Genomic DNA, 19,494 nt, shown 5'->3' on the forward strand with positions numbered 1-19,494 from the left:
GAGATTGATCCCGCCCGCCCTTGGTGGGATGAGAGAGCCCATGCCGCACGATCACGCCGGACACCCGCCCAAATCCGAGGGGCACGACCACGACGAGCATGACCACGATCATGATCACCACGATCATGACCACGGGCATGACCACAAGCACGCGCATGGCCACGGCCACCATCATGGTCACGCCCATGGGCACGGACATCACCACCACGCCCCGAAGGACTTCGGCCGCGCCTTCGCCATCGGCACCGCGCTGAACCTGGGCTTCGTGATCGTCGAGGCCGGCGCGGGTCTCGTCACCCATTCGCTGGCCCTGCTGGCCGATGCCGGTCACAATCTTTCGGACGTGCTGGGCCTCCTGATGGCGTGGGGGGCGACCGTGCTGGCCAAGCGCGCGCCCAGCGCCCGCCGCACCTACGGCCTGCGCAAGGGCACGATCCTGGCCTCGCTGGCCAACGCCGCCCTGCTGCTGATCGCCATCGGCGCCATCGCCTGGGAGGCCGTCCGCCGCTTCGCCACGCCCGAGCCGATCCAGACCGGCGAGGTGATGGTCGTCGCCGCCATCGGCATCGTGATCAACACCGCCACGGCCCTGATGTTCATGAAGGGCTCCGAGGAGGACCTGAACGTCCGGGGCGCCTTCCTGCACATGGCCGCCGACGCCGCCGTCTCGGCCGGCGTGGTGGTCGCCGCCCTGGTCATGGCCTATACGGGCTGGCTGTGGCTGGACCCGGCGGTCAGCATCGCGATCTCGGTGGTCATCGTGCTCGGCACCTGGGGCCTGCTGCGGGACTCGCTGGACATGGCCCTGGACGCCACGCCGCGCGGCATCGACACCCAGAAGGTCCGCGAATGGCTGACCGCGCGTCCCGGCGTCACCGAGGTGCACGACCTGCACATCTGGGCGATGAGCACCACCGAGACGGCGATGACGGCCCACGTGGTCCGTCCGCTGGACGCCGACCACGACCAGTTCCTCCACGACGCCTGCGCCGAGCTGGCCAGCAAGTTCAACATCGGCCACGTGACCATTCAGGTCGAGACCAGCCATGGCGCGCACGCTTGCCGACTGGCGCCGGCCGACGTGGTCTGACGGACCACGCGTGATCCGGCCGGGCGCTCTCAATCTGTATCGGGCCACCACCGGCCTGGCCGAGCCGCTGGTTCCCGCCCTGCTGGCCAGCCGCGCCCGCAAGGGCAAGGAGGACCCGGCCCGCCTCGCCGAGCGCCTGGCCAAGGCCCCAACGCCCCGTCCCGACGGCCCCCTGGTCTGGCTGCATGGCGCCAGCGTTGGCGAGAGCCTGTCGATCCTGCCCCTGGTCGAGCGCCTGCGCGTCGAACGGCCCGAGGTCACGGCGCTGGTCACCTCGGGCACCACCACCTCGGCGGCCCTCCTGGCCCAGCGCCTGCCGCCGTGCGCGATCCACCAGTACCTGCCGGTCGACACGCCGGGCGCGGCGAGGCGCTTCATCGCCCGCTGGACGCCCAGCCTGGCCGTCTTCGTCGAGAGCGAGCTGTGGCCCAACCTGCTGCTGGAGGCCAAGGCCGCCGGAACGCGTCTGGCCCTGGTCTCGGCCAAGCTTTCCGACCGCAGCTTCGCGGGCTGGCTCAAACGCCCGGCCGCCGCGCGCCAGTTGCTGACCGGCTTCGATCTGATCCTGGCCCAGGACGCCCGGGCCCGCGAGCGGTTCGAGACCCTGGGCGGCCGGGTCGCCGGCGAGGCCGATCTGAAGTTCGGCGCCGCGCCCCTGCCGGTCGACGAGGTCGCCTTGGCGATCGAGCGCGCCCGGTTTTCGCGGCCGCCGCTGCTGATCGCCAGCACCCATCCCGGCGAGGACGAGATCACGCTGGACGCCATCGCCGCCCTGCCCGATCGCCCGCCGGTCGTCCTGGCCCCGCGCCATGTCGAGCGCGGTCCGACGATCGCCGAGCTGGCCCGGGCGCGCGGCCTCTCGGCGGCCCTGCGCGGCCAGGCTCCGGACGCGATCGCCGACGTCCGCGTCGCCGACACCCTGGGCGAGATGGGCCTGTGGTTCAGGCTGGCGGCGACCTCGGTGATCGCCGGCAGCCTGGTCCCCGACATCGGCGGCCACAACCCGCTGGAGGCCGCCCGCCTGAACTGCCCGGCGATCACAGGACCGTTCGTCGAGAACTGGGCCTCGGCGTTCGCCGGGCTGGAAGCGGCGGACGGGGTCGTGATGACGACGCCGGCGGCCCTGAGGGACTCCCTGGCCGCCGATCTGGCCGCTCCGGACAGGGCCCGGGCCCGGGCCGCGCGCGCCCGCGCCTTTGTCGACGCCCGCGACGCCGAGGCCCGCGCCGGCCTGTCCCGCATCCTCGAGCTCGTCCCATGAAACTCGGCACGCCCCGTTGGTGGTATCGGCGAGACGGCGGCCCGGCGCCGCTGACCCGCGCGCTGCTGACGCCGCTGTCGTGGCTGTGGGCCGACGCCACCCGGCGACGCATCGCCCGAACGACGCCGGCCATTATCGGCGCGCCGGTGATCTGCGTCGGCAATGTCACCATGGGCGGCGCGGGCAAGACGCCGATCGTTCGCGAACTGCTGCTGACCCTGACCCAGCGCGGGGTCGCCGCCCATGGCCTGTCGCGCGGCTATGGCGGCAAGCTGAAGGGACCGGTTCAGGTGGATGCCGCCCGCCACACCGCCGCCGATGTCGGGGACGAGCCGCTGATGCTGGCCCAGGACTTTCCGATGTGGGTCGCGGTCGACCGCGTCGCCGGCGCCAAGGCGGCCGCTGGCGCCGGGGCCCAGGTCATCGTCATGGACGACGGCCACCAGAACCCAAGCGTGAGCAAGGCCCTGTCGCTGGTCGTGGTGGACGGCGAGACGCGCGGCGGCGAGTGGCCGTTCGGCGACGGCCGCGTCTTCCCCGCCGGCCCGATGCGCGAACCGCTCAAGGTCGGACTGTCCCGCGCCGACGCGGTGATCGTGCTGCTGCCGATCGATGTCGAACAGCCCGACTTCGAGCTGCTGGTCCAGTTCGGCGACATGCCGGTCCTGGTGGCCCGGCTGGAGGCCGCGGCCCCCGTCCCGCGCGGTCCGCAGGTCGGGTTCGCGGGCGTCGGCAAGCCGTGGAAGGTCGAAAAGGCCCTGACCGCCGCCGGCTGCCAGCTGGTCGATTTCGCCCCGTTCCCGGACCATGGCGACTATGACGCAGCGACGCTGCGGATGCTGTCCGACCGCGCCAAGGTCTATGACGCGGGGCTGGTCACCACCGAGAAGGATTGGATGCGCCTCCCCCCGGAGTGGCGCGAGAAGGTCACGCCCTGGCCGGTGCGAGCTCGGTTCGACGACCCCGCGGCGGTGGACGCGCTTCTGGCCAGGGTGGGCTTCTAGACGCTACAGCGTCTCCGGCGCGTAGGTCGCCAGCACCTCGGGATCCCAGTTGGCCACGATGCGGGGAAGGTTGACCTGGATCCAGTCGGCGAGGCCCCGGGTCCGCTCGGCGACTTCCAGGCCCAGCGGCGTCAGGCTGTACTCGACGTGGGGCGGCACGACGGCGAAGGCCTCGCGACGCACAAAGCCGTCGCCTTCCAGCAGCTTCAGCGTCTGGGCCAACATCCGCTCGCTCACCCCGCCGATGTGCTTCTTCAGCTGGGAAAACCGCAGCGTCCGCGTCTCCAGCGCCATCAGGACCAGCACGCCCCAGCGGCTGGTGACGTGGTTCAGCACCTCGCGCGAGGGGCAAGCCGCCGCCATCAGGTTCCCCTCGGCGACGATGTCGGACAGCGGCCGGCGCGGCGCCGTCTGGGAGCGATCAATTTGTTCCATGCTTACATTTATGTACGTACTTACGAAAAGTAAGCAAGGCTTCTAGATGGAGCGGGTCCGCCAAAAAGGAGCAGGAACATGACGACCATCGCCGTCACCGGATCGACCGGCCAACTGGGCCGCCTGGTCATCGAAAAGCTGAAGGCCCGCGTCTCGGGCCAACAATCCATCGTGGCCCTGGCCCGCGATCCGGCCAAGGCCGCCGACCTGGGCGTCGAGGCCCGCGCCGCCGACTACGGCCAGCCGGAGACCCTGGCCAAGGCCTTGGCCGGCATAGACGTCCTGCTCTTGATCTCCAGCGACGCGATCGGCCAGCGCGTGGCCCAGCACCGCAATGTCGTCGAAGCCGCCAAGGCGGCCGGCGTCGGGCGGATCGCCTATACGAGCATCCTGCGCGCCGACGTCACGCCGATCGGCCTGGGCCAGGAGCATCGCGCCACCGAGACGCTGATCGCCGAGTCTGGCCTTGGCTTCACCCTGCTGCGCAACGGCTGGTATCTGGAGAACTATGCTGGGGCCATCGAGGGCGCGCTGCACGCCGGCGCCTTTGTCGGCGCGGCGGGCGACGGCCGTATCTCCGCCGCCGCGCGGGCCGACTACGCCGAAGCCGCCGCCGTGGCGCTGACCGGCGAGGGTCACGTCGGCAAGACCTACGAACTGGGCGGCGACGACAGCTTTTCCATGGCCGAGCTGGCCGCCGAGGTCTCGCGCCAAACCGGACGCTCGCTGCCCTATAACGACCTTCCCGAGGCCGAGTACGCCAAGATCCTGGAAGGCATCGGCCTGCCCGCGCCGGTCGCCGCCATGCTGGCCCAGTCCGACGTCGGCGCGTCCAAGGGCGGACTGGTCGAGAACGGCCGCCAGCTGTCGGTCCTGATCGGCCGTCCGACGACGCCGCTGCCCGCCTTTGTCGAAGGCGTGCTGAAGGGCCTCTGAAACCGCTCCTCGCGACCGCTCGCGAAGTCTGTGGGCGGCCGCGGTTTTCCCCTCGCCAGGACGCGGCGGGTTTGCGATGGGCTGACGATGAAACGCGTCGGCTATTATCGCGTCCCGCCCGCGCCGGGGATCTTCTTCAGTCCCGCCCAGGAAGAGCGCCTGCTTCTGCTCGGCTGCGAGCAGGTGTTCAGCGACCGCTGCCTGGCCTCGGGCGTGGTTCGCCCCGGCCTGGAGCGCGCCCTGGCGGCGCTCGAGCCCGGCGGCGTTCTGGCCGCGCCCAGCCTCCACGCCCTCGGCGGCGATCTGGTCGCGGTGATGGACGTCGTGCTGAAGCTCCGCGCCCGCGACCTGCATCTGCTGGTCCAGCAGCCCGAGATCGACACCCAGGCCGATCCGGGCTTCTTCGAGACCTGCCGGGCCCTGACCGCCTTCAACGGCGAGCGCGCCATGATCCGCCGCGCCGAGGCGGCCATGGTCGCCCGAGGCGTTCGCGGCGCGGGGCTCAAGGGCCTAAAGGGCGGCGTCGCGCCGATCGAGGACGAGGACGACTGAAGCCGAAAGCTCTAGACCTTAAGTCGGTATCCCGTCTGGAAGATGCGCCAGACCACGAAAAGGCCCAGGACCAGGAAGAGCGCCGTCATGCTCAGACTGACACCCACCCCGACGTCGGAAACGCCGTAGAAGGCCCAGCGGAAGCCGCTGATCAGGTAGACCACCGGATTGAACAGCGTCACCGCGCGCCAGGCCGGGGGCAGCATCGAGATCGAATAGAAGCTGCCGCCCAGGAAGGTCAGGGGCGTGATGATCAGCATCGGCACGATCTGCAGCTTCTCCCAGCCATCGGCCCAGACGCCGATGATGAAGCCCATCAGGCTGAACGTGACGGCCGTCAGGATCAGGAAGAGGCCCATGACCAGCGGATGGGCGATCTGGAAAGGCACGAAGATCCGCGCGGTGGCCAGGATCAGCAGGCCCAGCAGCACCGACTTGGTGGCCGCCGCGCCGACATAGCCGACCACCGCCTCCCACCAGGCCACCGGCGCGGACAGCAGCTCGTAGATCGTGCCGGCCCACTTGGGCATGTAGATGCCGAACGAGCCGTTGGAGACGCTCTCGGTCAGGACGGACAGCATGATCAGCCCCGGCACGATATAGGCGCCGTAGCTGACGCCGTCGATCGGCTGCATCCGCGAGCCGATGGCCGAGCCGAACACGACGAAATACAGCGTCGTCGAAATCACCGGCGACAGCACGCTCTGGGCCAGGGTGCGGAACCAGCGCTCCATTTCGAAACGGTAGATGGCCTTGATCGCGAAGAGGTTCATCACGCGGCCTCCCGCACCAGGCTGACGAAGATGTCTTCCAGCGAGCTCTGCTCGGTCTTCAGATCGACGAAGTCGACGCCGGCGCCGGCCAGGCGTCGCAGAAGGTCGGCGATGCCGGTGTCCTGCGACTTGGAGTCGAAGGCGTAGACCAGCGCCAGACCGTCCTCGGAAAGACTGAGGGGCTCGCCCTCGAGCCCAGCGGGCAGAGCCGTCAGCGGACTTTTCAGGTGCAAGGTCAGACGGCGCTCGCCCAGCTTCTTCATCAGCTCGGTCTTGTCCTCGACCAGGATGATCTCGCCCTTGCGGATCACCCCCACCCGGTCGGCCATCTCCTCGGCCTCCTCGATATAGTGGGTGGTCAAGATGATGGTGACGCCGCGCTCGCGCAGCTTGCGGACCATCTCCCACATGTCGCGGCGCAGTTCGACGTCGACGCCGGCCGTGGGCTCGTCCAGGAACAGGATGGTCGGCTCGTGGCTCAGCGCCTTGGCGATCATCACCCGGCGCTTCATGCCGCCCGACAGCGCCATGATCTTGGCGTCCTTCTTGTCCCACAGCGACAGGTCGCGCAGGATCTTCTCGATCAGGGCGTCGTTGCGCGGCTTGCCGAACAGGCCCCGCGAGAAGCTGACCGTGGCCCAGACGCTTTCGAAGGCGTCGGTGTGCAGCTCCTGGGGCACCAGGCCGATCTTGGCGCGGGCGGCGCGATAGTCCTTCACCACGTCATGACCGTCGGCGACGATGGTCCCGCCGCTGGGATTGACGATGCCGCAGACGGCGCCGATCAGGGTGGTCTTGCCCGCCCCGTTCGGCCCCAGAAGCGCGAAGATCTCGCCCTTTCGGATCTCCAGGTCGATCGACTTCAGGGCCTGATGGCCGGACGCATAGGTCTTGGTCAGACCCTTTACCGAAATGATGGAGGTCACGCCGTCTCCCGGAGGCTCGCGAGCGCCTCAGATGGTGTTGCTCGCGTCGGATAACAGGGGGACTCGTGCTTAAGCGTCGCCCCGCTTCAGTTGGACAGGTCGCGAACCCGCAGAATCGAGCCCTCGACGCCGATGACGACCACCTCCTGGCCGATGACGGGAACCGGTTCGTCGGTCAGGGCCGCCCAGTCCTTGCCGTCGACGAAGACGCGGCCTCGCCCCTGGTCGAAGGTCGTCAGCACCTGGCCGCGCTGGCCGATCAGGCGTTGCGACGGATCGTTCAGGTCGGGGCTCTTGGGCTCGAGAACCGGTCTCAGATAGCGGCGGGCCAGATAGGTCGAGGCGATGGCCAGGACGACGAACAGGCCGATCGACACCAGGCCGTTCAGCCGCAGCGCCTGGGCGATCGCGCCGGTCGCGGCGGCGCTGGCGGCCGGCCACAGCAGCCAGCCCGTGCCGCTGGCCACTTCCAGCGCCAGGAAGACGGCGGCCACGGCCAGCCACAGCCAGAAGGGATGCAGGACGTAGAAGCCAGCCAGGGCGTCCATCGGCTCAGGCTCCTCGCTTGCCGCCCGTCGGGGCGCTGGTCGCGCCACGCGGGGCGGGCGTCGCCGCCGGACGCGCCGGGGCGTCGGCGCCCAGCGACTTGATCAGCTCGCCAACCCCCGCGACCGTGCCGGTCAGGCCCGAGAAATCGGCCGGCACGATCACCGTCTTTTGCTGCGGGCTGCGGGCCAGTTCGCCGAACGCCTCGACATATTTCTGGGCGACGAAATAGTTGATGGCGTTGACGTCGCCCTTGGCGATGGCCTCGGAGACCAGGGCCGTGGCCTTGGCCTCGGCCTCGGCCGAGCGCTCGCGGGCCTCGGCGTCTCGGAAGGCCGCCTCGCGACGGCCCTCGGCCTCGAGGATGGCCGACTGCTTCTGACCTTCGGCGCGGGCGATCTGAGACTGCTTGTCGCCCTCGGCCTCGGTGATCACCGCCCGCTTCTCGCGTTCGGCCTTCATCTGGCGAGCCATGGCGTTGGTGATGTCCGGCGGCGGGGTCAGGTCCTTGATCTCGATCCGCGCCACCTTCACGCCCCAGGGACCGGTGGCGTGATCGATGGTCGAGAGCAGGCGGGTGTTGATCTGGTCGCGCTGGGACAGCACCTCGTCCAGCTCCAGCGAGCCGACGACCGTGCGCAGATTGGTCTGGGCCAGCTGGGTGATGGCGTAGATCAGATTGTCGACCCGATAGGCCGCCGCCGCCGCGTCCATGACCTGAATGAAGACGATGGCGTCGACCTTCACCGAGACGTTGTCCTTGGTGATCACCTCCTGCTGAGGCACCTCCAGGACCTGCTCCATCATGTTGACCTTGCGGCCCACGGTCTCGAGGAACGGCGTCAGGATCGAGATGCCCGGCTTCAGGGTGCGCGTGTAGCGGCCAAAGCGCTCCACGGTGAATTCACGGCCTTGCGGCACGATCTTGATGGCGCTCCACAGGAAGGCGAAGGCCAGGACGAGGAAAATCAGAACGACGACGCCCACGGCGCATCTCCCCAGAGGACTGGACGGCTTAACTCTGAGTGGAGCTTAGAGCGGGACGCGACAAAGCGGGAGCGTTTTCGGCGGACGCCCTCAGTGGGCGACCTCGTCCGCGCCGTCGACCGGCGGCGCCTGGGCCACGCGCAGGGTCTGCGACAGTTTCAGGGCCAGGGCCTGGCCGCGCCTGGCCGATTGCTGGGCGGCCTTGCGGGCGGCGTCATCGCAGGCGGGATACCCCCCGCGGGCCGCCGCGAAACCGGTGTTGAAGCGCTCGCGCAGCTGGGCGTCGAAGGCTTGGTCGGCCTGCTCGACCTCGGTCAGCCGCACCATGCGCGCCCGCCAGTACTGGTCGCCCTCGCCCTGACAGACCTGACGCAGGGCATGGCTTTCGCCCAGCGCGTAGGCCAGGTCCAGCAGACGCTGACGCTCGCCGGCGTCGCGCTCCTGCGCGTGGGCCATCGACGCGACGACCGGCGAGGCGCTGAGCGCCATAGCGACGAAAGAGACGAGGAACGGGCGCGCCATGACGTCGTTATCGCCAATCCAAGCCGCCCTGTCATCGCCCCGCGCCTGTCAGGCGAGACACATCGCCGCCGCCTGGGGATGAATATGACAAAGCCGAGCCGAATTAACGCCTTGCGATCGCCATGGATCGGGAGTTCCCTGTGGATACTGCAAGGAGGTCAAGCCATGACTGAGGTGCATTACGGCGTCGTGCGCGTCGGGGATCGCTGGTCGATCATCGGCGACAATCTGCGCTTCGGCGCCTACGCCACCCGAGGCGAAGCCAGCGCCGCCGCCCGACGACTCGCCGAACATCCGGCCGGCCTGGGCCTGCCCGTCCTGCTGCACGAGCAGGAAGAGGACGGGGTGCTGCCGGGTCCGACGCTGCTGAGCTGATCCGCCGCGCCGGCCGGCTCCTCGCCGGTCACGCGGCGGGCGCATCGGCTCGTGAACGCAAGAGTCTCGCCGTCGGCGGAAACTAAGCCGTGCCAGGCGCGCTTAAACAGGCGAGCTTCACGGGAGATATCCATGACGGCCTTCGCCCGCATCGTCCGCGGCGCCTCAGAGGGCGCCGCGGCCCCGCCTTTCGAGTCCAATCGCCTGCTCGCCGCCCTGCGGCCCGACGCGCTGGCGGAGCTGTCTCGCTATCTGGCGCTGGTCGACCTGCCTCAGGACGCGGTGCTGTTCGACGCCGGCGACGATGTCGAGAGCACCTATCTGCCCAGCGGGCCGACCCAGGTGTCGCTGCTGGTGGTCACCTCGGACGGCCAAGAGATCGAGGCCGCCAGCATCGGCTTCGAGGGCGCGATCGGCGGCGTGGTCAGCGCCGGCTTCAAACCCGCCTATGGCCGCGCGGTCGTGCGCGTCCCCGGCCGCGCCTTCTGCCTGCCGACCAACCGGCTCGAAGAGGTCAAGACCCATCATCCCGCCGTGGCCGACCTGTTCGATCGCGCCGCCGACGTCTTCATCGCCCAGATGATGCAGGTCGCCGCCTGCAACGCCCTGCACCCGATCGAACAGCGCGTCTGCCGCTGGCTGCTGTTCGCCCACGACCGCTCCGGAGACGAGCCGATCCGCCTGACCCAGGAGACCCTGGCCCAGATGCTGGGCGTGCAGCGCACGACGATCAGCGCCGTCGCCCGCGTGCTGCAGGAGGCCGGGGTCATGGACATCGGCCGCGGCAAGGTCACCATTCTGGACCGCCCGGCGCTCGAAAAGCGCGCCTGCGAATGCCACGGCGCGGTCGAGGCGCATTTCCGCAGGGTGCTGCCGAAAGTCGCGCCCTGATCGGCGGCTTCTAGACCCGAAAGGCGGCCGCCTTGGCCAGAGCGGTCTCCGCCTCGGCCACCAGACGAGTCACGATCTGGCCGGCCGGCAAGACGTCGCGCACCCCGCCGGCGCTCTGCCCCATGGCGAAGCAGGACTTCTCGGGGTCCAGGCCGTCGATCTGGCCGCCGATGCCGCCCATGGCGCCGTTGCGCACCGAGACCATGGCCTGTTGCGGGAAGGGCTGGATGTCGGCCGGACGGCTTTCCCAGTCGTCGACATAGGGGTTCTTCTTCACCCGCATCGGCTTGCCCGAATAGCAGCGGGTGCGGATGGTGTCCTCGTCCGCGGCCTCGACCACCGCCTGACGATAGAGGTCCCCGGCGTGGGCCTCCTGGCTGGCGATGAAGCGCGTGCCCATCCAGACCCCTTGCGCCCCTAGGGCGAGCGACGCGGCCAGCCCTCGGCCGTCGTACAGGCCGCCGGCCGCGATCACGGGGATCTTCACCGCCTCCACGGCCTGGGCGACCAGCGGCAAGGTTCCGACGAGACCCGTGTGGCCGCCGCCTTCCCCGCCCTGACAGATGACGGCGTCGCAGCCGGCCTGCTCGGCCTTCACCGCGTGCTTCACCGCGCCACAAACCACCATGACCTTCAGGCCCGCCGCCTTCAGCCGCGCGATGATCGGCAGCGGCACGCCCAGCCCGGCGATGAAGGACGAGGCGCCTTCCGCGATGATCACCTCGACGCTGGCGGTCAGGGCGTCGGGCGTGGCCGCCAGAAGATCGACGCCGAACGGCTTGTCGGTCAGTTTCCGGACCTCGCGCATCTGGTCGCGAATGAAGTCGGGCGTCGTCCCGGCCATGCCCAGCACGCCGTAGCCGCCGGCGTTCGACACCGCCGCCGCCAGCGGCGCGTAGGACACCCCGCCCATGCCGGCTAGCAGGATCGGATGCTCGATATGCAGAAGATCGCAGAGCGGCGTGCGCAGACCCATGCCGGTTCCTCCCTCGTTTTTAAGGAGGATTTCGGTCCGGGCGCGGCGCGGCAAGGATGCCGCGAGGTTAGGCGCGACGGACTCGTTCCAGCTCGGCTTCCGGTTCGCAGGTCCAGAAGCAGCCCGCCATGGCGGTCAGGACCAGGGCGATCAGGGTCAGGAAGCCGCGCGCCGGTGTCAGACCGACAACGTCTTGGGGCGTCATCTCTTCGTTTCCTCGCCGGCGCCCGGATCTGATGTCCAGGCTGCCGCAAGAAGAGCTTCACATCGTCGGCGCGGTTCGGCAAGAGGCTGTTTTCCATCGCCTTTCCTGGACTTTGGAGTCCAAAAAACAGCCCCCCGCTGCCGCCTCTAGAAGATCGAGTACCCGCCGTCGATCACGATCGTCGTCCCGGAGTGATAGCTGGACGCGTCGGAGGCCAGATAGACGGCCATGCCGCCGAAATCGTCGGGCTCGCCCCAGCGGCGGGCGGGGACGCGCGGAATCACCTTCTCGGCGAAAGCCGAATTGCCCTGGGCGCCGGCGGTCATGTCGGTGGCGATCCAGCCCGGCAGGATGGCGTTGGCGCGAACGCCGTAGCGGGCGTGCTCCACGGCCACGGACTTGATCATCGAGATCACCGCGCCCTTGGTCGCCGCGTAGGCCTCGTTGCGGGCCGCGCCCTCGATGGCGGCCAGCGAGGCCACGCCGACCAGCGAGCCGCCAGCGTCGCCGGTCTTCGCCCGTTCGACCATGTGGCGGCAAGCCTCGCGCAGCGTGAAGAAGACGCCGTCCAGATTGACCGACAGCACCTTGCGATAGGTCTCGGTCTTCATCTCGACGAAAGACGGCGAACCAAAGCCGACGCCGGCGTTGGCGAAGACGCTGTCGACCCGCCCCATGGCGGCCACGGCTTCCTCCATGCCCTCGCGGACCTGGGCCTCGTCGGCGACGTCGACGGTCTGGGCCTTCACGCGGACGCCCAGAGCGGTGAGCTCCTTCTCGGCGGCCAGGTTGCGCTCGGCGTTGGAGCCCCAGATGACGATGTCGGCGCCGGCCTGCGCCATCGCCTTGGCCATGCCAAAGCCGATGCCGCGATTGCCGCCGGTGACCAGGGCCACTTTGCCCGACAGGTTGAACGGCGCGTAGGCCATGGTCGACCCTCCCTCTGCTTACGTCTTGAAACGTTCGTTTGAAGGAGAGGCTCTGACGTTGCGTCGGTCAAGAGCCGTCTGGGGCGAAGCGCTGGTAAGTCTCGGCGATCACCCGGCGCGTCTCGTCCCACTCCACCAGGGCCATGGCCTCGTCGTAGCTGACGAACCTGGCCTCGGCCGCGTCGTCGCCGGCGATGGGCTCGCCGCCGGTCCAGCGGGCGGCGTAGTCGATCAGGACATAGTGACGGGTGATCTCGCCCCCCGGCCGGGCCGGAAACACGCCGTCGACAACGTCGACGAGGCCCAGCAGTTCGGCGTCGATCCCGGTCTCTTCCTTCAGCTCGCGCAGGGCGGCGTCCATCGTCGTCTCGCCCCATTCGAGACGCCCGCCGGGAAGACTCCACTGGTTCAGCCGAGGCGGCGTGCCGCGCCGGATCAACAGCACCGCCTCGCCCTTCAGGCAGACGACGCCGACGGTCGGCACGGGGTGGCGCGCGTCGACCATCAGGGAAACCCGACCTTCAGATCGACGGTGGAGCGCACGCCGATGCACCCCTCGCATTCCGTTAGCCACGCCTCGGCGGCGGCCCGGCCCCGCGCCTTGAGGTCGGTCAGGAAGCTCCATTCGGTGTCGAACTTGCTGGCCAGCGACAGATCCGCCAGCGGCTTGTCGGCCGTGATGGCGTGGACCAGCATCTTCCGATAGCGGCCCCGGGCGCTCTCCTTCAGCAGGCCTTGATCCAGCAGCTTCTGCACGAAGCCGATCGCCCGCAGTTCCGAAGCCAGCGAGGCGTTGAAGGTGATCTCGTTCAGCCGGTCCATGATCTCGCCCGGCGTCTTGGGCGTCTCCTCGCGGACGAACGGGTTCAGGCTGACCACCAGGATGTCGTCGGGCGTGTCGTCATAGAACAGCGGCCAAAGCGGCGGGTTCGCCAGGAAGCCCCCGTCCCAATAGGGCTCGCCATCGATCTCCACCGCCTGGAACACCTGCGGCAGGCAGGCGCTGGCCATGATGTGGCGCGCGGTCAGCTCGGTCTCGCGGAAGATGGTGGACTTGCTGGTCCGCACCGCCGTGGCGGCGATGTAAAGCTTCAGCGGGCTGCGCTCGCGGATCTGCGAGAAAGTGATCTCGGCTTCCAGCGCGTCGTGCAGCGGGTTCAGATTGAACGGGTTGAACTCATAGGGGCTCAGCGACAGGGCCAGGGTCTCGGCCATCCGCCAGCCGGGCGTGTTCTTCAGCCAGTCGACTCCGCCCGAGAAGGCGTTGGTCCAGATCGAGGTGTCGCCGAAGACGTTGCGGCCGCCCGATCGATTGACCTGCTTCCAGAACGAGTCGAGCCGCTTGCGCGCCCCCGCCCTGCCATCGTCGATCAGGCCCTGAGCCAGACAGACCGCGTTCATCGCTCCGGCCGAGGCGGCCGTGACCGCTCGGATCTCGAGATTCTCGTCCTCCAGAAGGCGGTCGAGGACGCCCCACTCGAACGCCCCGTGCGAGCCGCCGCCCTGCAGGGCCAGGCTCAGCTGTTTGGGACCGGTCTTCTTCCTGAACGGTGGAATCGGCATGAGAACTCCGGAAGGATCAGCCCCCCGATCCGTGACGCGTCCCCCGGCGCGGGCGTCTTATTGCGCGACCCAGCCGCCGTCGATCTGGAAGGCCGCGCCATTGGCCGAGGCCCCGGCGTTGGACACCAGGTACAGCAACATGCCGGCCAGTTGGTCGAAGGTCACGAACTGCTTGGTCGGCTGGGCGGCCAGGATCACGTCCTTCATCACCGCCTCTTCCGATATGCCGCGCGCCTTGGCCTGGTCGGCGATCTGGGCCTCGACCAGGGGGGTCTTCACGAAGCCGGGGCAGATGGCGTTGCAGGTGACGCCGTGCTCGGCCACCTCGAGGGCGACGGTCTTGGTCAGGCCCATGATGCCGTGCTTGGCCGCGACATAGGCCGACTTGAACGGCGAGGCGACCAGACCGTGAGCCGAAGCGATGTTGACGATCCGTCCGCGGCCCTGCTCCTTCATGATCGGCACGGCCGCCTTGGTGGCGTGGAAGGCCGACGACAGATTGATGGCGATGATCAGGTCCCACTTGTCGTCCGGGAAATCCTCGATCGGGGCCACGTGCTGGACGCCGGCGTTATTGATCAGGATGTCCAGCTCGCCGAACTCGGCCTTGGCCTGGGCCACCATGTCGGCGATCTGAGCCGGCTTGGTCATGTCGGCGCCATGATAGAGCACCTCGACGCCATGCTTCTCGGCCATCTCGGCGCGGGTGCGCTCGATGGCGGTCATCTCGCCCAGGCCGTTCATGACGATATTGACGCCTTGGGCGGCGAGCGCGTCGGCCAAGGCGTGGCCGATGCCGCTGGTCGAGCCGGTGACGATGGCGACCTGCCCCTGCAAACCGAAGTCCACGGCCATGCGAGCGCTCCCTGAGATGACGACCCTAACGTGCTGCAATGCAGCATATAGCTCGCCCCTGCGAAGGGCGAGCCCTTATTAAATTCATCGATAGATGAATTCAGGGTTGCGGGCGAGCGAAAACCCAGTCCGTCGAGGTCGAAAGGTCCGGCTTGAAGCCGTAGCCGTCCAAGTCGAAGCCCTTCAGCCCCTCGGCGCGATCGATGCGGTTGTCGATGGCGTAGCGCGCCATGCGGCCCCGCGCCTTCTTGGCGAAGAAGCCCAGCACCCGCAGCTCGCCCTGCTTCTCTTCCTTGAAGTGGCAGGTGACCACCGGCAGCTTCAGGGCCTTGGCGTCGACGGCGCCGAAATATTCCTGGCTGGCCAGGTTCACCAGCGTGGGATCGGCCTGGCCCTCGGCGGCGGCGTTCAGGGTCTTGGAGATCGTCTCGCCCCAATAGTCGTAAAGATTGGCGCCGCGCTTGGTCTTCAGGCGCGTGCCCATCTCCAGGCGGTAGGGTTGCAGGGCGTCGAACGGACGCAGCACGCCGTAGAGGCCCGACAGGATCCGCAGATGATCCTGCGCCCACTCCAAGGCCGGCCGATCCAGTTCCCGCGCCGCCAGCCCCGCATAGACGTCGCCATTGAAGGCGATGATGGCCTGAAGACCCTCCTCCAGCTCCGAATCGAAGGCCTGGAAGCGCTCGCGGTTCAGCGTCGCCAGGGCGTCGGAGATGTGCATCAGGCGCTTGAGGTCGGCCGCCGTCAGCTTGCGCGTGACCTTGGCCAGTTCGGCGATCTGCGGCTTCAGCTCGGGCGTCGTCAGGGGCAAGGCCTGGGCGGGCGCGGTGAAGTCCAGCGACTTGGCGGGCGAGATGACCATCAGCATGGCCGGGGAGATAGAGGGTTCGACGCTCGGGCGCTAGGGCCGAGCAGCATCACTTTCCACAATGGAAAGTTTCGACTTGCCAAAATGGAAAGTCATCCGTTATGACTTTCCGTACTGGAAAGTTAAGAGGTCGCGATGACTCGAGACGAAGACGCGCTCCGCATGTTGGCCGAGGTCGAGGCCGCCAACGCCGCCCTGGCCGAACGCGCCAAGGCGCCCGTCTGGTATCATCCGGCCCTGGGCCTCCTGATGGGCGGCCTGGCGGCGGTGGAGGCGGCTCCGCTGATCTGGCAATATGCCTATTTCCCCGTGTTCGGCCTTGGGATCTGGCTTCTGGTGCGGGCTTACATCCGCAAGACCGGCCTATGGATCTACGGCTTCCGCGCGGGTCGCACCCGGATCGTCGCGCTGTCCCTGGCCCTCCTGTGCGGAGGCCTCGCGGCGATGTCGGGCTGGCTCTTCCACGCCAGGCGCGTGGTCTATGCGCCGCTCTTGACCGGAGCCGTGATCGCTGTCGCCGCCACCGTCGGCGGCCTGCTTTGGGAAGCGGCCTTCCGCGCCGACCTCCGCGATGGGCGCGGCCTGTGAGCGCCAGCCTCGACCCGGTGATCCACGCGCCCAATCGCTTGCAGATGTGCTGCATGTTGGCGGCCGTCGACACCATCGACTTCGCCACCGTGCGCGAGGCGCTGGATGTCTCGGAGTCGGTGCTCTCCAAGCACGTGAAAACGCTGGAAGAGTCCGGCTATGTGAAGGTCAGGAAGGCAGCCTCGGAGGGCCGCCAACGCACCTGGCTGTCGCTGTCCAAGCCCGGCCGCGAGGCGCTGCGGAGCCACCTCGCGGCGCTGAAAGCAATGATGGCGGGGGTGCCGGAGATCTAGAACAACACGCGCGGGTTCATGATCCGCTGGGGGTCGATCGCCTGGCGGATCGCCCGCAGGGCCGCGACCTCGATCGGGTCCTTGTAGGTCAGGGCCTCGGCCGTCTTCATCGCCCCCAGGCCGTGCTCGGCGCTGATCGAGCCGGAAAAGCTGGCGGTGATGTCGTGGACGATCTTGGCGCCGGCCTGACGCTGGGCGTCGTGCGCGTCATCGTCGCCGCCGACCGGCTTGAGCACGTCATAGTGGACATTGCCGTCGCCGACATGGCCGAAGGCGATGATGCGCACGCCGGGGAAGGCCTGCTCCAGCGCCGCGTCGGCCCGCTCGATGAAGGCGGGTATCTTCGAGACCGGCACCGACACGTCGTGCTTCCACACCGCGCCCTCGGGCTTCTGGCCGGCCGAGTGGCCCTCGCGGATATGCCAGAACTGCTTTTCCTGCGTCTCGGTCTGGGCCACGGCGGCGTCGGCGATCAGGCCATCCTCCAGGGCCTTGGCCAGCAGGCGCTCCAGCGCCGCCTCGGCCGCGCCGGGCTCGCCGCTGGCGATCTCGATCAGCACGTACCAGGGATGCTCGCTGGGCAGCGGATCGCGCAGGCCCGGCACGTTGCGGACGGTCAGGGCGAAGCCGAGCAGGCTCATCAATTCAAAGGCCTCGACCGCGCCGCCGGTCTCGTCCTTGGCGCGGGCCAGCAGCTGGATGGCGTCGGCCGGCGAGGCCAGCCCCACGATCGCCACGGCCCGCGAGGCCAGCGGCGCGTGCAGCTTAAGGCTGGCGGCGGTGACGATCCCCAGTGTGCCCTCGGCGCCGATCAGCAGCTGCTTGAGGTCGTAGCCGGTGTTGTCCTTGCGCAGGCGCTTCAGGCCGTTCCAGATCTCGCCATTGGGCAGGACCGCCTCGATCCCCAGCACCTGCTCGCGCATCATGCCGTAGCGCAGGACGGCCGTGCCGCCGGCGTTGGTCGAGATCAGCCCGCCGATCGTGCACGAGCCTTCCGAGGCCACGCCGACCGTAAAGCGACGGCCGACCTTGGCGGCCTGCTGGTGGGCCTCGTACAGAGTGACGCCGGCTTCCAGCACCATCGCGTCGTCAAGCGGATCGACGTCGCGAACCGCCTTCAGCTTTTGCGTCGAGAGCAGGATCTCCCCGTGTGGAATCTGGCCGGCGACCAGACCGGTATTGCCGCCCTGCGGGGTGATCGCCACGCCCTCGGCGGCGCAGATCCCGACCACGGCGGCGACCTCGGCGGTCGTGCGGGGCGTGACCAGCAGAGGCGTCTCGCCCCTCCAGCGACCGCGCCATTCCACCAGATGCGGCGCCAGGACGTCGGGATCCTGGCTCCAACCGCCCGCGCCGAGCACGGCCTGGATCCGGGAGACGACATCGGCGGGAACGGGCTTGGTCATGGGGCGATCCTACGCTCGAAAGGTCAGCCGATGAAGCCCGCCGCCCGGCGCAAGCGGTCGTTGATCGCCTCGCCCAGGCCGTCCTCGGGAATCGGCGCGACGGCGATGGTCGAGGGCTTGGTGCGATCGGCGGCGCGCAGGAACGAGAACAGATTGGCGGCGGCCTCGGCCAGATCGCCCGTCGGGCTGAGATTGAAAATCATCTGCCCCTCGACATCGGGACCGAAGGCCAGAAACGCCTCGCCGGCCTCCGGGGCCCTGGCGTTGATCCGCACCGGCGCATCGGGGGCGTAGTGCAGGGCCAGGCGACCGGGCGAACGCTTGGCGTCGTCCTCGGCCTCGGCCAGGGGTCCGACAATCCGCGCGAGCTGGGCGCGCGTGACCGCGCCGGGCCGCAGCAGCCGCGCTTCGCCCTCCAGTACCGAGACGACGGTCGATTCCAGCCCGACGGCGCTCGGCCCTCCGTCCAGGGCGGCGGCGGCCTTGTCGCCGGTCTCGGCCATGGCGTCGGCGAAGGTGGTGGGGCTGGGGCGCCCTGAACGATTGGCGGACGGCGCGACGACCGCCCCGCCGAAGGACTCCAGCACCGCGCGCGCCAGCCGATGGCCCGGCACGCGGATGGCCACGGTGTCAAGGCCCGCCCGGGCCAGATCGCAGACGGCGCCGGCGTCCTTGATCGGCGCGACGATGGTCAGAGGTCCGGGCCAGAACGCGCGGGCCAGCGCCACGGCGCGGTCGTCGAGGTCGGCGATGCGCCCGGCCGTCTCCAGGTCGGCGACATGGGCGATCAGCGGATTGAAGCGCGGTCGGCCCTTGGCCTCGAAAATCGCCGCGACCGCCGTGGGGTTCGACGCGTCCGCACCGAGCCCATAGACCGTCTCGGTCGGCAGTAGAACGAGCCCGCCGGCGCGCAACGCGTCGGCGGCCTTGGTTACTTCCGCTTGGCGGTCAACGCGAAGCTCACCTTCACCTTGCCACCGATCTGATCCGTCGACGCCCATTCGCCCTGCCCAACCCCGAACGCGGTCCGGTCCAGGGTGGTTACACCGCGCGCGGTCGCCATGTCGCCGTCGATCTTCAGCGAGAACGGCAGGCTAAGCGGCTTTTTCACGCCGCGCAGGTCCAGGGTCCCGTCCGCCACGAACCTGCCCTCGCCGGTCTTGCGGAACTTGGTCGCGGTGAAGATCGCCTTGGGATGGGCGGCGGCGGCGAAGAAGTCGTCGCTAGGCAGGCTGGCGTCGCGCTGGTCGTCGCCGGTCTTGGCCGAGGTCATGTCGATGGCGACGGTCAGTTTCGAACGGTCCAGCGCGTCCGGAGAGAACAGGATGTCGGCGGTCCAAGCGGTGAACTGGCCCTGGATCGTATCGGCGGACCAGGTGGCCGCGAAGGTCAGGGTCGAGCCCTTCTGGACCGTCCAGACGACGGGGTCCTTCAGCGCCGGCGGGGTTGCTGCGGCCTCGGCCGGGGCCGGCGCCGTCGCGGCGGCGGGCGCGGGTTCGGCCGCGGCCGGCGC

General features: G+C 69.0%; 25 protein-coding genes. 9 read left to right on the forward strand and 16 right to left on the reverse strand.

What is annotated here, in order from left to right; translation table 11 throughout:
- Positions 1 to 40 precede the first annotated feature (40 nt).
- From OR37_RS18600 to lpxK, 3 genes are read left to right on the forward strand one after another with little or no spacing between them, the layout of a single operon-like run.
- On the forward strand, positions 41 to 1,090 hold the full coding sequence (locus OR37_RS18600; RefSeq protein WP_004623476.1) for a cation diffusion facilitator family transporter: 1,050 nt from the start codon (positions 41 to 43) through the stop codon (positions 1,088 to 1,090).
- A complete protein-coding gene (locus OR37_RS18605) occupies positions 1,047 to 2,351 on the forward strand; it encodes a 3-deoxy-D-manno-octulosonic acid transferase (RefSeq protein WP_004623477.1) in 1,305 nt (434 codons plus the stop codon). The genes OR37_RS18600 and OR37_RS18605 overlap by 44 nt, the downstream gene beginning before the upstream one ends.
- Positions 2,348 to 3,355 (forward strand): tetraacyldisaccharide 4'-kinase, encoded by a 1,008-nt coding sequence (gene lpxK / locus OR37_RS18610; protein ID WP_004623480.1) that lies wholly within the window; start codon positions 2,348 to 2,350, stop codon positions 3,353 to 3,355. The genes OR37_RS18605 and lpxK overlap by 4 nt, the downstream gene beginning before the upstream one ends.
- Before the next feature lie 3 nt (positions 3,356 to 3,358).
- Here the strand turns inward: lpxK and OR37_RS18615 are convergent, their stop codons facing one another.
- Complete coding sequence (locus OR37_RS18615; protein ID WP_004623481.1) at positions 3,359 to 3,790, reverse strand: winged helix-turn-helix transcriptional regulator; 432 nt, start codon at positions 3,788 to 3,790, stop codon at positions 3,359 to 3,361.
- A 78-nt stretch (positions 3,791 to 3,868) separates the two neighbouring features.
- Here OR37_RS18615 and OR37_RS18620 point away from each other — a divergent pair, with 78 nt between their 5' ends.
- On the forward strand, positions 3,869 to 4,726 hold the full coding sequence (locus OR37_RS18620) for an SDR family oxidoreductase (protein ID WP_004623484.1): 858 nt from the start codon (positions 3,869 to 3,871) through the stop codon (positions 4,724 to 4,726).
- Positions 4,727 to 4,813: 87 nt separating this feature from the next.
- Positions 4,814 to 5,278 (forward strand): recombinase family protein, encoded by a 465-nt coding sequence (locus OR37_RS18625; protein WP_004623485.1) that lies wholly within the window; start codon positions 4,814 to 4,816, stop codon positions 5,276 to 5,278.
- An 11-nt stretch (positions 5,279 to 5,289) separates the two neighbouring features.
- Here the strand turns inward: OR37_RS18625 and OR37_RS18630 are convergent, their stop codons facing one another.
- The 5 genes from OR37_RS18630 to OR37_RS18650 form a co-directional block, all read right to left on the reverse strand.
- Complete coding sequence (locus OR37_RS18630; protein ID WP_004623488.1) at positions 5,290 to 6,051, reverse strand: ABC transporter permease; 762 nt, start codon at positions 6,049 to 6,051, stop codon at positions 5,290 to 5,292.
- Positions 6,051 to 6,977 (reverse strand): ABC transporter ATP-binding protein, encoded by a 927-nt coding sequence (locus OR37_RS18635; protein ID WP_004623489.1) that lies wholly within the window; start codon positions 6,975 to 6,977, stop codon positions 6,051 to 6,053. The genes OR37_RS18630 and OR37_RS18635 overlap by 1 nt, the downstream gene beginning before the upstream one ends.
- Before the next feature lie 86 nt (positions 6,978 to 7,063).
- Positions 7,064 to 7,525 (reverse strand): NfeD family protein, encoded by a 462-nt coding sequence (locus OR37_RS18640; protein WP_004623492.1) that lies wholly within the window; start codon positions 7,523 to 7,525, stop codon positions 7,064 to 7,066.
- A 4-nt stretch (positions 7,526 to 7,529) separates the two neighbouring features.
- The gene (locus OR37_RS18645) at positions 7,530 to 8,510 is read right to left on the reverse strand and encodes an SPFH domain-containing protein (protein ID WP_004623493.1); all 981 of its coding nucleotides are present in this window, start codon (positions 8,508 to 8,510) and stop codon (positions 7,530 to 7,532) included.
- Positions 8,511 to 8,600: 90 nt separating this feature from the next.
- Positions 8,601 to 9,032 (reverse strand): TIGR02301 family protein, encoded by a 432-nt coding sequence (locus tag OR37_RS18650; RefSeq protein WP_004623495.1) that lies wholly within the window; start codon positions 9,030 to 9,032, stop codon positions 8,601 to 8,603.
- A gap of 165 nt (positions 9,033 to 9,197) precedes the next feature.
- Between OR37_RS18650 and OR37_RS18655 the strand changes: the two genes are divergently transcribed.
- Together OR37_RS18655 and OR37_RS18660 are read left to right on the forward strand one after the other, a co-directional pair.
- The gene (locus tag OR37_RS18655) at positions 9,198 to 9,407 is read left to right on the forward strand and encodes a hypothetical protein (RefSeq protein WP_004623496.1); all 210 of its coding nucleotides are present in this window, start codon (positions 9,198 to 9,200) and stop codon (positions 9,405 to 9,407) included.
- Positions 9,408 to 9,539: 132 nt separating this feature from the next.
- A complete protein-coding gene (locus OR37_RS18660) occupies positions 9,540 to 10,298 on the forward strand; it encodes a Crp/Fnr family transcriptional regulator (RefSeq protein WP_004623499.1) in 759 nt (252 codons plus the stop codon).
- A 10-nt stretch (positions 10,299 to 10,308) separates the two neighbouring features.
- Here the strand turns inward: OR37_RS18660 and OR37_RS18665 are convergent, their stop codons facing one another.
- The 7 genes from OR37_RS18665 to yaaA form a co-directional block, all read right to left on the reverse strand.
- On the reverse strand, positions 10,309 to 11,274 hold the full coding sequence (locus tag OR37_RS18665; protein WP_004623502.1) for an NAD(P)H-dependent flavin oxidoreductase: 966 nt from the start codon (positions 11,272 to 11,274) through the stop codon (positions 10,309 to 10,311).
- A 67-nt stretch (positions 11,275 to 11,341) separates the two neighbouring features.
- Positions 11,342 to 11,479 carry a hypothetical protein gene (locus OR37_RS21930; protein WP_004623503.1) on the reverse strand — a complete coding sequence of 46 codons (138 nt, stop codon included), beginning with the start codon at positions 11,477 to 11,479 and terminating at the stop codon, positions 11,342 to 11,344.
- Positions 11,480 to 11,625: 146 nt separating this feature from the next.
- Complete coding sequence (locus OR37_RS18670; RefSeq protein WP_004623505.1) at positions 11,626 to 12,408, reverse strand: SDR family NAD(P)-dependent oxidoreductase; 783 nt, start codon at positions 12,406 to 12,408, stop codon at positions 11,626 to 11,628.
- A 67-nt stretch (positions 12,409 to 12,475) separates the two neighbouring features.
- Positions 12,476 to 12,913, reverse strand: a complete 438-nt coding sequence (locus tag OR37_RS18675; RefSeq protein ID WP_004623507.1) for an NUDIX hydrolase — start codon at positions 12,911 to 12,913, stop codon at positions 12,476 to 12,478.
- Positions 12,913 to 13,971, reverse strand: coding sequence for a patatin-like phospholipase family protein (locus OR37_RS18680; RefSeq protein WP_004623509.1), 1,059 nt, complete (start codon positions 13,969 to 13,971; stop codon positions 12,913 to 12,915). The genes OR37_RS18675 and OR37_RS18680 overlap by 1 nt, the downstream gene beginning before the upstream one ends.
- A gap of 57 nt (positions 13,972 to 14,028) precedes the next feature.
- On the reverse strand, positions 14,029 to 14,826 hold the full coding sequence (locus tag OR37_RS18685; protein ID WP_004623511.1) for a 3-hydroxybutyrate dehydrogenase: 798 nt from the start codon (positions 14,824 to 14,826) through the stop codon (positions 14,029 to 14,031).
- Positions 14,827 to 14,926: 100 nt separating this feature from the next.
- A complete protein-coding gene (yaaA, locus tag OR37_RS18690) occupies positions 14,927 to 15,694 on the reverse strand; it encodes a peroxide stress protein YaaA (protein ID WP_004623513.1) in 768 nt (255 codons plus the stop codon).
- 135 nt (positions 15,695 to 15,829) lie between these two features.
- Between yaaA and OR37_RS18695 the strand changes: the two genes are divergently transcribed.
- Both OR37_RS18695 and OR37_RS18700 read left to right on the forward strand, forming a co-directional pair.
- A complete protein-coding gene (locus OR37_RS18695; RefSeq protein ID WP_004623515.1) occupies positions 15,830 to 16,282 on the forward strand; it encodes a hypothetical protein in 453 nt (150 codons plus the stop codon).
- Complete coding sequence (locus OR37_RS18700; RefSeq protein ID WP_004623517.1) at positions 16,279 to 16,575, forward strand: transcriptional regulator; 297 nt, start codon at positions 16,279 to 16,281, stop codon at positions 16,573 to 16,575. The genes OR37_RS18695 and OR37_RS18700 overlap by 4 nt, the downstream gene beginning before the upstream one ends.
- Here the strand turns inward: OR37_RS18700 and OR37_RS18705 are convergent.
- The 3 genes from OR37_RS18705 to OR37_RS18715 all read right to left on the reverse strand — a co-directional run.
- Complete coding sequence (locus OR37_RS18705; RefSeq protein WP_004623519.1) at positions 16,572 to 17,981, reverse strand: FAD-binding oxidoreductase; 1,410 nt, start codon at positions 17,979 to 17,981, stop codon at positions 16,572 to 16,574. The two genes, OR37_RS18700 and OR37_RS18705, sit on opposite strands and share 4 nt — an antisense overlap.
- Positions 17,982 to 18,004: 23 nt before the next feature.
- Complete coding sequence (locus OR37_RS18710) at positions 18,005 to 18,982, reverse strand: L-threonylcarbamoyladenylate synthase (RefSeq protein ID WP_035017719.1); 978 nt, start codon at positions 18,980 to 18,982, stop codon at positions 18,005 to 18,007.
- A partial coding sequence (locus OR37_RS18715) for a YceI family protein (protein WP_004623522.1) occupies positions 18,913 to 19,494 on the reverse strand: 582 nt, incomplete at its 5' end. The genes OR37_RS18710 and OR37_RS18715, both read right to left, overlap by 70 nt.

Origin of the sequence: Caulobacter vibrioides OR37, from assembly GCF_000372645.1 — a bacterium.
Classification (GTDB): domain Bacteria; phylum Pseudomonadota; class Alphaproteobacteria; order Caulobacterales; family Caulobacteraceae; genus Caulobacter; species Caulobacter vibrioides_E.